Source organism: Actinoplanes sp. NPDC051537, assembly GCF_055586105.1.
Map to the genome: position 1 here is coordinate 296,305 of NZ_JBVJIU010000006.1, position 12,193 is coordinate 308,497.

Consider the following 12,193-nt stretch of genomic DNA (forward strand, 5'->3'; position numbering starts at 1 on the left):
ACCGAGGCGGGTTACAACAAAGCTCCCGGCACGGAACCGTGTCCGGTCCGTGCCGGGAGCGATACGACCATGTGATCGTGTCGAGCGGCGTGTCGGCTTGACTAGCTCTTCTTCTCGACCTGGGCGCGGAGCTTCGGGAACTCGGTCTTGGCCTTGGAAACCGACTTGTCGTACCAGATGAGCATGCCGATGCTGCCGTCGTCGGCCCAGCTGCACAGGGTCATGTCGGTGCCGGACGCGTCGGCGGTGCCGCACTTGGCCGAGCCGCCGAGCGAGCCGGTCGGGGCCGTCGAGATGCTGGAGACCTTGAGGCCGCCGATGCCGAGGCTCGAGAACATCTGGTCGAGCGTCTTGGCCGGGTCGTCGACCGGGGCCTCGGCCGCGGCGACCACCACGATGTCCTGCTTGCCGACGGTGCCGTAGAGCGCGCCGACCGAGTTGGTGGCGCCCGGGTACTGGCCCAGCGCCGACTTCAGCGCGTCGGCCATGCCGGCGAACTGCTCGTCGGTCAGCTTCGGCCGGCCGCCCAGCGTCTTCGGCGCGGCGATCGTGACCTTCTGCGCCGCCGGCTGGGTGGGCTCGTTGGTCGGGTCGGCCGTGTCGGTGGTGGGTGCCGTGGTCGCGCCCGTGTCGCCGCTGGTCGTCGTCTTGTCGTCGGACTTGTTGTTCAGCGTCATCGCGGCCGCGATCGAGCCGCCCACGCAGAGCACCAGCACGATGCCGATGACCGTGAGCACGATCGGCAGCGCCTTCGACTTCTGCTTCGGCGGGGTGGGCGGCGGCGGGAACCCGGGCTGGCCGAAGTCGGACTGCGCGTACGAGGGCTGGCCGTACTGCGGCTGCTCGTACGAAGGCTGGCCGTACTGCGGCTGCTGCTCGTACGAAGGCTGCGGCTGGCCGTACTGGGGCTGGCCGTACTGCGGCTGCCCCGAGGACGGGTAGGCCTGGGTGGGCGGGTAGCCCGGCTGCGGCGGCACAGAGGTCGGCACATCGGGGTTCGGCTGGCCACCATAGTTCGGCTGCTGGCCCTGATACGGCTGGCCCGAATAGGGCTGGCCGGAGGAAGGCTGCCCGGGATAGGGCTGGCCGGAATATGGCGGCTGCGGGGGCTGCGACATCAGGGCTCCATCAATAGCTAGACCGTTGTCGAGCCTATCGGTACCGGGCAACCGTGGTAGCCCCCACCAACGGGCGGTAGATCACATCCGACCGGACAAAACCACCGGCAAGGCGACAACGCCCCGCACCGGACGGGTGCGGGGCGTCGTCGATCCGACTTTCTAGGCCGGCAGGCTCGCCACCCCGCGGGGCAGGAACCGCTTGCCGGTGACCTGCTCGGCGATGCCGCTGCGGTCCAGGTAGGGCGTGACGCCGCCGAGGTGGAACGGCCAGCCCGCGCCGAGCACCATGCACAGGTCGATGTCCTGCGCCTCAGCTACCACGCCCTCGTCGAGCATGATCCGGATCTCCTGCGCGAGGGCGGCGAGGGCTTTCGCCCGTACCTCCTCGGCCGTGAGGGGAGCGGAACCGCCCGCGACCAGCTTGACCACCTCGGGGTTGATCTCGTCGTCGTCCATCAGAGGCAGCCCGGCGTCGACGATCTTCTTCAGGTTCGGCGAGTCCGCAAAACGAGAAGGGAACGCGTGGTGCAGCGTCTCGCCCACGTGGTAGGCGACGGCCGGCCCGACCAGCTGCAGCAGCGCGATCGGGCGCATCGGCAGGCCCAGCGGGTCGAACGCGGAGTCGACCACGTCGAGCGGGGTGCCGGCGTCGACGGCCTGGAAGACCTCGCTGGTGAAGCGGGTGAGCACCCGGTTGACCACGAACGCCGGGGCGTCCTTGACCAGCACCGACGATTTCTTCAGCTCGCGGCCGACCGCGAACGCCGTGGCCAGCGTGGCGTCGTCGGTCTGCTCGCCCTTGATGATCTCGAGCAGCGGCAGGACGGCGACCGGGTTGAAGAAGTGGAACCCGACCACCCGCGACGGGTGCTCGAGGTCGGCCGCCATCTCGGTGACCGACAGCGAGCTGGTGTTGGTCGCGAGGATGGCCTCGGGGGAGACGATCTTCTCGAGCTCGGCCCAGATCTGCTTCTTGAGGTCGAGGTTCTCGAAGACGGCCTCGATCACGAAGTCGGCGTCGGCGAAGGCGGACTTGTCGACCGAGCCCGACACCAGGCCGCGCAGCTTGGCCGCGGTGCCCTCATCCATCCGGCCCTTGGCGACCGTCTTCTCGATCTGGCCGAGCACGTAGCCGACGCCCTTGTCGACCCGGGTCTGGTCGAGGTCGGTCATCACCACCGGCACCTGGAGGCGGCGGGCGAACAGCAGCGCGAGCTGGGACGCCATCAGGCCGGCGCCGACGATGCCGACCTTGGTGACCTTGCGGGCGAGCGACTTGTCGGGCACGCCGACCGGCCGCTTGGCCCGGCGCTGCACCAGGTCGAACGCGTACAGCGAGGCCCGCGCCTCATCGCCCATGATCAGGTCGGCGAGCGCCTCGGTCTCGGCCGCGGTGCCGTCCTCGAAGGACGCGTCCTTGGCCAGGGCGAGCAGCTCGAGCGCCTTGTTGGCGGACGGGACGGCGCCGTGCAGCCGCGCGTCGAGCTGCTGCTTGGCGAAGAACAGCACCCCGTCCCACATGTCCTTGTCGACCTCGGGTCGCTGCGGCGTGACGTCGCCGTTGACCACGCCGGCGGCCCAGGCGAGCGAGCTCTCCAGGAAGTCGGCGGCCTCGAAGATCTCGTCGGCCACACCCAGCTCGCGGGCCTGCTTGGGCCGGAGCACCTTCTGGGTGAGCGGGTTCTGCAGGATGACCTGGGCGGCGCCGGGCGCGCCGATCAGGTTGGGCAGCAGCTGGCTGCCGCCCCAGCCCGGTACCAGGCCGATCGCGACCTCGGGCAGGCCGAGCGCGGCCGCGCCGGTCGACACCGTGCGGTAGTGGCAGTGCAGCGCCACCTCGAGACCGCCGCCGAGTGCCGCGCCGTTGATGAAGGCAAAAGTCGGAATTGTCGAGTTCTTCAGCCGCGCAAACACCCGATGCCCCAGCTCGCCGAGCTCCAGCGCCTGCGACTTGTCGGTAATATACGGAATCCCCGTGATATCGGCGCCAACGCAGAAGATGTACGGCTTGCCGGTCACCGCGATGAACGCCGGATCGCCATCGGTGGCAGCCGTGATGGCGGCGTCGAGAGAAGCAAGCCCCCCGGGCCCGAAGCTGTTCGGTTTCTTGTAGTCGAAACCGTTGTCCAAAGTGATCAGTGCGGCCTGCTTGGCCAGGCCGGGCACCCGGACGAACCGGACGAGGGCCTTGGTAACTACCTCATTCGGGTGCTCGATCACTTCGACTCCCAGTTCGGGTTCTCCCAGATGACGGTCCCGCCCATGCCGATGCCGATGCACATGGCGGTGAGGCCGTAGCGGACCTCGGGGTGCTCGGCGAAGTGCCGGGCCAGCTGGGTCATCAGCCGCACGCCGGACGAGGCGAGCGGGTGACCGATGGCGATCGCGCCGCCCCACGGGTTGACCCGCGGGTCGTCCTCGGCGATGCCGTAGTGGTCGAGGAACGCCAGCACCTGCACGGCGAACGCCTCGTTCAGCTCGAACAGCCCGATGTCGTCGATCGTCAGTCCGGCCTTCCGGAGCGCCTTCTCCGTAGACGGGATCGGCCCATATCCCATGATTTCGGGCTCAACACCGACAAATCCGAAAGAGACCAGCCGCATCGCGACGGGCAGCCCCAGCTCACGCGCCGAAGCCTCATCCGCGAGCAGTGCCGCCGTGGCGCCGTCATTCAGCCCCGCAGCGTTACCGGCCGTGACCCGTCCATGAGGGCGGAACGGCGTCTTCAGCGTCGCCAGCTTCTCGAGCGAGGTCTCCCGCGGCGCCTCGTCGACGGTCGCGAGCCCCCAGCCCTCCTCGGCGCTGCGAATCGCCACCGGCACCAGGTCGGGCTGGAGCTTGCCGTCCGCGTACGCCTTGGCCGTCTTGATCTGCGAATTGAGGCCGTACCGGTCGACCCGTTCCTTGGTGATCTCCGGCAGGCGGTCGTGCAGGTTCTCCGCGGTCGAGCCCATGACCAGCGCCGACGGGTCGACGAGCTTCTCGGCCAGGATGCGCGGGTTGGGGTCGACGCCCTCGCCCATCGGGTGCCGGCCCATGTGCTCGACGCCGCCCGCGATCGCGAAGTCGTAGGCGCCCATCGCGATGCCGCCGGCCACGTTGGTCACCGCGGTCATCGCGCCCGCGCACATGCGGTCGATCGCGTAGCCGGGCACCGTCTTGGGCAGCCCCGACAGCAGCGCCGCCGTGCGCCCGATGGTGAGACCCTGGTCGCCGATCTGGGTGGTGGCCGCGATCGCGACCTCGTCCACCCGCTCGGGCGGAAGCTGGGGATTGCGCCGCATCAGCTCCCGGATGCAGCGGATGACCAAGTCGTCGGCGCGGGTCTCGGCATACATGCCGCCCGCCTTGCCGAACGGGGTGCGGACGCCGTCGACGAAGACGACCTCACGTACTTCACGGGGCACTGCAGCCTCCTCGCGGATGTTTCGTACGATGCTACTCGTCAGTAACTAGCGGGAGCCAGCGGTCCCCAGAAATGTCACAGCGCGCGTCCAGCGGTGCGTTTCGGGAGATCAAATTCATGATGTCCTACGTGGGTGGGGTGTACGGACCGTCGCTCCCGCGGGGACCCGGCCGGGCCGAGCAGGGCGCCGGAGCGCCCAAAACACTCGACCCACCCGGGCGACGTGCGTGAGCGGTGGCGCTCACCCCACAAAACCACGCGGACCGTCACCCCGGGCGACGGTCCGCAGGTATTCAGATGCACTCAGCCCGCGCAGGCTCTCTCGCCCCGCGCCGGCCCGCTCAGGCCCTCAGGCCCGCTCAGGCCTCAGGCCCGCTCGGCCCTCAGGCCCGCTCGGCCCTGCGTAGCCCGCCTCAACCCTCAGTCCCGCCCAAGCCCCGCGCGAGTCCGCTCAGCCCGTCAAGCCTCGCGCGGGTCCGCTCAGCCCTCGCAGGTCCGCTCAGCCCCGCGCGGGCCGGGTCAGGTCGCGGGGGTGGGTGTGGGTGCGGGGTCGGGTAGGGCCTCGGCCAACTGAACGGCGAGCAGGCCCACCTGCCAGTTGCGGGCGCCGAAGCCGCGCAGCGTGTCGCCGACCGTGGCGGCCGAGACCTCGTCCGGCGGAGACCACGCCAACCGACGGATGAAATCCGGACTTATCAAGTTTTCGGGGGGCAGGTTGTTGGCCTCCGCGGTGGTGATGACGACCTGACGGCACCGGGCGAGCCGGGCCGCGGCCACCGGGTCGCGCTCGGCCCAGCGGTGCGGCGGGGGCGGTCCGTCCATCGGCTGGTTCACCGGCAGGGCGTCGTCGGGCAGGGCGCGCGCCTCGTCCAGGGCGTCGAGCCACACCCGGGCCAGCCGGCGGACCGATCGGCCGCCGAAGCCGGGGATGCCCAGCAGGGCACGCTCGTCCTTCGGGTCGATCTCGGCCGCGGCCACGATCGCCGAGTCGGGGAGCACGCGGCCGGGCGCCGAGTCGCGGCGGGCCGCCACCCCGTCCCGGGCGTACCACAAGGCCCGCACCCGGGACTGCGCCCGGGCTCCGCGCACGCGGTGTATCCCGGACGTGCGGCGCCAAGGGTCGGGGCGGACCCGTGGCGGGCGGTCGGCGCTCGCCACCAGCGCGGCGAACTCCTCCGCCGCCCACGCCGACTTGCCCTGCCGGTCGAGCTCGGCGGCCAGCAGGTCACGCAGGTCGGTGAGCAGTTCGACGTCCAGGGCGGCGTAGGTCAGCCACGACTCGGGCAGCGGCCGGGTCGACCAGTCCGCCGCCGAGTGGTGCTTCTCCAGCGAGAACCCGAGCAACTGCTCGGTCAGCGCGGCCAGCCCGACCCGCTCGAAGCCGGCCAGCCGGGCGGCCAGCTCGGTGTCGAACAGCCGGCGCGGCTTCATGCCCAGCTCGGCCAGGCACGCGAGGTCCTGGCTGGCGGCGTGCAGGACCCACTCGCTCTCGGCCAGGGCGGCGTCGAGCGTCCGGAGGTCGTCGAGGGGCAGGGGGTCGATCAGTACCGTGCCCGCCCCGGCCCGGCGCAGCTGCACGAGGTACGCACGTTGCGTGTAGCGGTAGCCGGAGGCGCGTTCGGCGTCCACGGCGACCGGCCCGCTGCCCGCCGCCATCTTGGCCACGACCTCGGCCAATTCGTCGTCGGACTCCACGGGGCGGGGGGTGCCCTCGCGGGGGGCGGTCAGTGGGACGGCGGCGGGCAGGGGGTCGGGACCGCCAGACGTCGGGTCGGGCGGCTCGGGGAGCGGTCGTCCGTCCCCTGCCGGCTCTGGCTCGTCCCGACGGCGCAGGGGTGCTTCGTCGGTCACTCCGTAACCGTACGGGTGCGTCACCCCCGCATCATGCAGCCGGGTACCGGCGCGTCGGTTCTCGATCGAATCCGGACTCATCCGAAACGGCTTCTCGTCCGTACTACCCCTCGCAGCGCCGATACCCGGGAGGCCGTGCCGGATGACCACCACGTACGACCCGTTCATCCCTGCCGACGGCACCGACCAGCGCCGATACGACGGCCGGAGGCGTGCCGAGGAGCGGGCCTCGTGGGGCGCCGATCCGTGGGGCGCCGAGCCGCAGCCCCCGCAATACCAGCAATTCGGGCAGCAGCCGCAGGATTTCGGGCAGCCGCAGGATTTCGGGCAGCCGCAGGATTTCGGGCAGTCGCAGTTCGAACAGCCGCAGCGCACCTGGTCGAGCGGCGCGTTCCCGGTCACGGCCGACCCCGAGCCGATGCCCGCCCGGTCCCGGGGCCGCGTCAAACCGGTGCTGGCCGGGCTGGTCGCCGTTCTGGTCGCGGTCGCGGCCTGGCAGGCGTACCGGCTGGAATCGATGAACAGCGACAACGCCGCCATGCACTCCGTCCTCGCCGCCGAGAAGGACCGCACCGACCGGCTGGAGAAGCAGCTCGCCGGGGTTTTCGACCCCGAGGCAGTCAGCTCGCGCGTGCTGCCGAGCGTTTTCCGGGTACGCGCCGGCGAGTTCACCGGCACCGCCTGGTCGGTCGGCAAAAAGGCCGCCGACGGTCAGTCCAACCTGCTCACGAACTATCACGTGGTCGCCGAGGTGTGGACCGGCGGCGGCAAGTTGGTGACGCTCGAGCGCGGCAGCACGAAGATCAACGCGACGATCGTGAAGGTCAGCAAGGGCAAGGACCTGGCGCTGCTGCGCGCCAACCAGAAGATCGTCGGCCTGCCGACCGCGACCGCCCAGGTCAAGCCCGGCCAGCAGGTGGTCGTGGTGGGCGCGCCGCTCGGCCTCGACGACACGGTGACCACCGGCGTGATCAGCGCCTACCGCCCCGACGACCCGGACGGCCCGACGATCCAGTTCGACGCGCCGATCAACCCCGGCAACTCGGGCGGCCCGGTGGTGAACGCGAACAACCAGGTGGTCGGCCTGGCCACGGCGAAGGCCAAGGACGCCGAGGGCATCGGCCTGGCCATCCCGGTGAAGACGGCCTGCGCCACGTTCGATGTTTGCTGAAAGGACCTAGCCGACCCGGTGGCGGTCATTCAAGGCGGTGACCCCCGGCGGCGGCAGGCCGGCCGTGGACGCGAGCATCGCGCACCACCCCAATAGGTGCGCGGCCGTGTCGGTGGAGGTCGGCGTCCACGAAGCGCGGACCTCGAGGTCGGCCGTGGGCGCCGGCCCGGCCAGCTCCCCGAACCGGGTCGAGGCGGTCTGCGTGATGGTGCCGCCGATCGCCGTGTAGGCCGCGTCGTGCTGCTCGAGGCCGTCGGTCAGCCAGGTCCAGGCCACGGCGGGCAGCAGCGGGTCGCCGGCCATGTCCGGCTCCAGCTCGGCCGTGACCAGCGTGACCAGCCGCACGTCGCCGCGCCAGGCCTCGTGCCCGGCCGGGTCGTGCAGCAGGATCAGCCGGCCGCTCGCCACCTCGTCGCCGGCGCGCAGCACGGTGGCGCTCAGCGCGAACGAGAACGGCGCCAGACGCTGCGGCGCGGCGATCTCCTCGAGCAGGATCTCCGGCCTCGGCGCGGCCGCCCGCAGCCCGTCGACGGCGCGGGTGAACGCCTCGGGGGTAGCGGAGGGGGTCGCCATGCCCGGAAGCCTATGCCGCTCGCCCGTGTCAGTCGTCGATCGCCGCGCCGAGGGGACATGGCAGGATTGCGCGGTGACTGCGAACGATTCAGCTTTCGTGCGGGCGTGCCGCGGCCGCGACGTGCCGCACACCCCGGTCTGGTTCATGCGGCAGGCCGGGCGCTCGCTGCCCGAGTACCGCAAGATTCGCGAAGGCATCGCGATGCTGGATTCCTGCCGGCGTCCCGACCTGGTCACCGAGATCACCCTGCAGCCGGTCCGGCGGCACCACGTCGACGCGGCGATCCTCTACAGCGACATCGTGGTGCCGATCGCGGCGGCCGGCGTCGACCTCGACATCGTGCCCGGCACCGGGCCGGTGGTCGCCGATCCGATCCGGACCGAGAAGGACCTCGAGCGCCTGCGCCCGATCGGCGCCGAGGACGTCTGGTTCGTCGCCGAGTCGGTGCGGCTGCTGGTCGGCGAGCTCGGCCCGACCCCGCTCATCGGCTTCGCGGGCGCGCCGTTCACCCTGGCCAGCTACCTCATCGAGGGCGGTCCCTCGCGGACGTACACCAAAACCAAGGCGATGATGTACGGCGAGCCGGGCCTGTGGCATGCCCTGATGACCCGCCTCGCGGGGATCACGCTGGCGTTCCTGCGCACCCAGATCGCGGCCGGGGTCAGCGCCGTGCAGCTGTTCGACTCGTGGGCCGGCGCGCTGTCCGAGGCCGACTACCGCGAGTACGTGATGCCCCACTCGCGCGAGGTGCTCGCCGGACTGGCGAACGAGGACGTGCCGCGCATCCACTTCGGCGTCGGCACCGGGGTGCTGCTGCCGGCGATGGGTGAGGCCGGGGCCGACGTGGTGGGCGTCGACTGGCGTACGCCGCTGGATCGCGCCACCGAGATCGTCGGCCCGGGCAAGGCCCTGCAGGGCAACCTCGACCCGGCCGTGCTGTTCGCGCCCTGGGAGGTCGTCGAGCGGGAGGCCCGCCGCGTGGTCGAGCAGGGCCGCGCCGCCCCCGGTCACGTCTTCAACCTCGGGCACGGCGTGCTGCCCGAGACCGACCCCGACGTGCTCACCCGCCTGGTCGAGCTGGTGCACTCGCTGTAAGGGTCACACCGGCGGACCCCGGTGGCCGCCGGGGCGCCCCGCCTGGGATGGTGGACTACGTGCGGAAGCGGGTTGCGGTCATCGGCGGCGGTATAGCCGGCCTCGCCGCCGCCGTGCGTCTGCGCGACCTGACGCCGGCGACGACCGACATCATCGTGTACGAGCAGGGCGGCGTGCTCGGCGGCAAGCTGCGCACCGGCGAGCTGGGCGGCCTGCCGGTCGAGCGCGGCGCCGAGTCGTTCCTGACCTCGGCGCCGGACGGTGGCGACTCGGCCGCCGTCGCCCTGGCCCGCCATCTCGGCCTCGACCTCGCGCACCCGGCGAAGGTGCCGGCGGCCCTGTCCATCGGCGGCCGGCTGAACCCGATCCCGGCCGGCACGCTGATGGGCGTCCCCGCCGATCCCGGGTCGCTGGCCGGCCTCGCCCGGGCGTCCGGCCACGACACCGACCGCGGTCAACCGCTGCTGGCCGAGGGCGCCGACGTCGCCGTGGGCCGGCTGGTCCGCGAGCGCTACGGCGACCAGATCGTGGACCGCCTCGTCGACCCGCTGCTCGGCGGCGTCTACGCGGGCCGCGCCGACCGTCTGTCGCTCGAGGTGACCGCCCCGCAGCTGGCCCGGGCCGCGCGCGTGGAGCACACCCTGGGCGCGGCCGTGCGCGCCGCCCAGCGGGCCAAGCCACCGTCCGGCCGGCCGGTCTTCAGCGCGGTCCGCGGCGGCATGACCCGGCTGGTCTCGGCGGCGGCGACGGCCAGCGGCGCTCGCATCAGCCTGGGCCTGCCGGTGCGCGACATCTCGCGTACGGCGCATGGTTGGCGGTTGCTTCTGGGCGCCGCGCCGATGCCCCAGACCGATGATGTCGATGCCGTGGTCATCGCCGTTCCCGCCCGTCCCGCCTCGCGCCTGCTCGCCGGCATCTCGGCCGAGGCCGCCGAGGCCGTGGGCGTGCTCGACTACGCGAGCGTGGCGCTGGTCGGCCTCGCGCTGCCGCCCGGCACGCCGCTGCCGACCCTCTCCGGGTTCCTGGTGCCGCCGAGCGAGGGCACGCTGGTCAAGGCCGCGACCTTCTTCACGCAGAAGTGGCCGCACCTGGCGGCGGACGCGGGGCCGGTCATCGTCCGGGCGTCGCTGGGGCGGGCCGGCGAGCAGGCGCGTCTCCAGTTCGACGACGAGGTGCTGCTCGACCGGGCCCGCCGCGAGCTGGGCGAGCTGATGGGCGGGGAGCTGCCGCCGCCGGCCGCGGCCTGGATCCAGCGGTGGGGCGGCGGCCTCCCGCAGTACGCGCCGGGCCACCGCGACCGGGTGGCGTTCGCCCGGGCCGCGCTGCCGCCGGGGCTGGCGCTGGCCGGCGCCGCCTTCGACGGTGTCGGCATCCCGGCGTGCATCGCCAGCGGCGAGAAGGCCGCCGAAGACGTGAGCAAGTCCTTGGAGGAAGCATGAGCGAGCAGTCGAACGCGTCGCGGATCAACGAGCTGAACGCGACCATCCGCTACACGATGTGGTCGGTGTTCCGGGCCTCGACCCCGTTGCCCGCGCTGCGCGACGAGCTGGCGAACGAGGTGGACGGGCTCTTCGAGCAGCTGGCCGGCAAGGACGTGACGATCCGCGGCACGTACGACGTCTCCGGCCTGCGCGCCGACGCCGACCTGATGATCTGGTGGCACTCCAGCTCCTCCGACGCGCTGCAGGAGGCGTACGGGCTGTTCCGCCGCACCGGCCTGGGCCGGCACCTGAGCCCGGTCTGGTCGCAGATGGCGCTGCACCGGCCGGCCGAGTTCAACAAGAGCCATCTGCCCGCGTTCCTGGCCGGCGAGGAGGCGCGGTCGTACATCTGCGTCTACCCGTTCGTCCGCTCCTACGAGTGGTACCTGCTCCCCGACGAGGAGCGCCGTTTCATGCTGGCCGAGCACGGGAAGATGGCGCGCGGCTACCCGGACGTGCGGGCCAACACGGTGGCGTCGTTCGCGCTCGGCGACTACGAGTGGATGCTCGCCTTCGAGGCCGACGAGCTGCACCGGATCGTCGACCTGATGCGCGACCTGCGGGCGTCAACGGCGCGGCGGCACGTGCGCGAGGAGGTCCCGTTCTACACGGGTCGCCGGCGCTCGGTCAGCGAGCTGGTGGCCGCGCTTCCCTGAACATCGGAATGTGCGGAATGCCGTCTTCGATGAACTCTGGGCCGGTCTGTTCGTAGCCGAACTTGGCGTAAAAATTCTTGAGGTACGCCTGGGCGTCCAGAACGCTGCCCCGCGCGCCGATGATCGTCAATGCCTCGGTCATCAGCCGGGCCGCCAGGCCGTTGCCCCGCGCCTTCGCCGCGGTCACCACCCGGCCGATGCGCTGCACGTCGCCGTCATCCAGAACGCGGAGATATGCCCCGATCTCCCCGTCGTGATTTATCCAGACATGGCGGGTGCCGGGCTCGGTGTCCCGGCCGTCCGGATCAAGGTAGACACACTCCTGCTCGACGACGAAGACCTCGCTCCGCAGCCTCATGATCGCGTAGAGCGTGCGGGCGTCGAGATCGGCGAACGACGAGGCGCGCACGTCGTCGCGGGGTTCCGGTCGCATGTGGCAGATCGTATGGCGGCGCGCCGTCACCCGTATCGCGGCCGCCCGTTGTACGGATGGAAGCCCGAGCTGTGGAGGACTTCATGATCAAGCGAAGCAGGCTCTTCGGCAACAAGACCCGGGTGACCTTCTGCCTGCCGGCCGACGACCCGTCGGGCACGGTGAGCGTGGTGGGCACGTTCAACGGGTGGACGCCCGGAGAGCACGAGCTGAAGCTGCGCCGGGACGGGACGCGGACCGTGAGCGTGCCGCTCCCGCCGGGCCGGTACTCGTTCCGCTACCTGGCCTCGGACGGCGTGTGGATGGACGACGACCACGCCGACGCGGTGGGGCCGCACGGAAGCGAGTTGCGGCTCTAAACGCGAAAAAGCCGGAAAAAGCCTCACTTATGGCTAATCTGGCAGC

11 protein-coding genes are annotated in these 12,193 nt (G+C 71.5%); 5 read left to right on the forward strand and 6 right to left on the reverse strand.

The features are described 5' to 3' along the window. Positions 1–101: 101 nt before the first annotated feature. The 4 genes from ACZ6TB_RS16520 to ACZ6TB_RS16535 form a co-directional block, all read right to left on the reverse strand. Positions 102–1,118, reverse strand: coding sequence for a hypothetical protein (locus ACZ6TB_RS16520; RefSeq protein WP_465555115.1), 1,017 nt, complete (start codon positions 1,116–1,118; stop codon positions 102–104). A 162-nt stretch (positions 1,119–1,280) separates the two neighbouring features. Then, complete coding sequence (locus tag ACZ6TB_RS16525; protein WP_465555117.1) at positions 1,281–3,341, reverse strand: 3-hydroxyacyl-CoA dehydrogenase NAD-binding domain-containing protein; 2,061 nt, start codon at positions 3,339–3,341, stop codon at positions 1,281–1,283. Continuing rightward, the gene (locus ACZ6TB_RS16530; protein ID WP_465555119.1) at positions 3,338–4,528 is read right to left on the reverse strand and encodes a thiolase family protein; all 1,191 of its coding nucleotides are present in this window, start codon (positions 4,526–4,528) and stop codon (positions 3,338–3,340) included. Before ACZ6TB_RS16530 ends, ACZ6TB_RS16525 begins: the two co-directional genes overlap by 4 nt. A gap of 518 nt (positions 4,529–5,046) precedes the next feature. Further along, entirely contained in the window at positions 5,047–6,378 is a 1,332-nt protein-coding gene (locus ACZ6TB_RS16535) for a ribonuclease D (protein WP_465555121.1), read from the reverse strand. A 142-nt stretch (positions 6,379–6,520) separates the two neighbouring features. Here ACZ6TB_RS16535 and ACZ6TB_RS16540 point away from each other — a divergent pair, with 142 nt between their 5' ends. After that, positions 6,521–7,549, forward strand: coding sequence for a S1C family serine protease (locus ACZ6TB_RS16540; RefSeq protein ID WP_465555123.1), 1,029 nt, complete (start codon positions 6,521–6,523; stop codon positions 7,547–7,549). Between the two features lie 6 nt (positions 7,550–7,555). Here ACZ6TB_RS16540 and ACZ6TB_RS16545 read toward each other — a convergent pair whose 3' ends face one another. Continuing rightward, entirely contained in the window at positions 7,556–8,122 is a 567-nt protein-coding gene (locus tag ACZ6TB_RS16545) for a DUF3000 domain-containing protein (protein WP_465555125.1), read from the reverse strand. A 73-nt stretch (positions 8,123–8,195) separates the two neighbouring features. Between ACZ6TB_RS16545 and hemE the strand changes: the two genes are divergently transcribed. The 3 genes from hemE to hemQ are packed head-to-tail and all read left to right on the forward strand — an operon-like array spanning position 8,196 to position 11,355. Continuing rightward, entirely contained in the window at positions 8,196–9,218 is a 1,023-nt protein-coding gene (gene hemE, locus ACZ6TB_RS16550; RefSeq protein ID WP_465555127.1) for a uroporphyrinogen decarboxylase, read from the forward strand. A 47-nt stretch (positions 9,219–9,265) separates the two neighbouring features. Further along, complete coding sequence (hemG, locus tag ACZ6TB_RS16555; RefSeq protein WP_465555129.1) at positions 9,266–10,657, forward strand: protoporphyrinogen oxidase; 1,392 nt, start codon at positions 9,266–9,268, stop codon at positions 10,655–10,657. Continuing rightward, positions 10,654–11,355: a hydrogen peroxide-dependent heme synthase gene (gene hemQ, locus ACZ6TB_RS16560; protein WP_465555131.1), complete on the forward strand. Its 702-nt coding sequence runs from the start codon at positions 10,654–10,656 to the stop codon at positions 11,353–11,355. The genes hemG and hemQ overlap by 4 nt, the downstream gene beginning before the upstream one ends. Here hemQ and ACZ6TB_RS16565 read toward each other — a convergent pair. Further along, positions 11,327–11,788, reverse strand: a complete 462-nt coding sequence (locus ACZ6TB_RS16565; RefSeq protein ID WP_465555133.1) for a GNAT family N-acetyltransferase — start codon at positions 11,786–11,788, stop codon at positions 11,327–11,329. The two genes, hemQ and ACZ6TB_RS16565, sit on opposite strands and share 29 nt — an antisense overlap. 83 nt (positions 11,789–11,871) lie before the next feature. On the opposite strand from ACZ6TB_RS16565, the gene ACZ6TB_RS16570 reads away from it, so the two are divergent. Next, positions 11,872–12,147: an isoamylase early set domain-containing protein gene (locus ACZ6TB_RS16570; protein ID WP_465555135.1), complete on the forward strand. Its 276-nt coding sequence runs from the start codon at positions 11,872–11,874 to the stop codon at positions 12,145–12,147. Positions 12,148–12,193 lie beyond the last annotated feature (46 nt).

What these genes read in the sequence shown, in the direction of transcription:
- ACZ6TB_RS16520 (WP_465555115.1), bottom strand. Translation starts at nt 1,118, where the DNA reads ATGTCGCAGCCCCCGCAGCCGCCATATTCCGGCCAGCCCTATCCCGGG.
- ACZ6TB_RS16540 (WP_465555123.1), top strand. Translation starts at nt 6,521, where the DNA reads ATGACCACCACGTACGACCCGTTCATCCCTGCCGACGGCACCGACCAG.
- ACZ6TB_RS16545 (WP_465555125.1), bottom strand. Translation starts at nt 8,122, where the DNA reads ATGGCGACCCCCTCCGCTACCCCCGAGGCGTTCACCCGCGCCGTCGAC.
- hemG (WP_465555129.1), top strand. Translation starts at nt 9,266, where the DNA reads ATGGTGGACTACGTGCGGAAGCGGGTTGCGGTCATCGGCGGCGGTATA.
- hemQ (WP_465555131.1), top strand. Translation starts at nt 10,654, where the DNA reads ATGAGCGAGCAGTCGAACGCGTCGCGGATCAACGAGCTGAACGCGACC.
- ACZ6TB_RS16565 (WP_465555133.1), bottom strand. Translation starts at nt 11,788, where the DNA reads ATGCGACCGGAACCCCGCGACGACGTGCGCGCCTCGTCGTTCGCCGAT.
- ACZ6TB_RS16570 (WP_465555135.1), top strand. Translation starts at nt 11,872, where the DNA reads ATGATCAAGCGAAGCAGGCTCTTCGGCAACAAGACCCGGGTGACCTTC.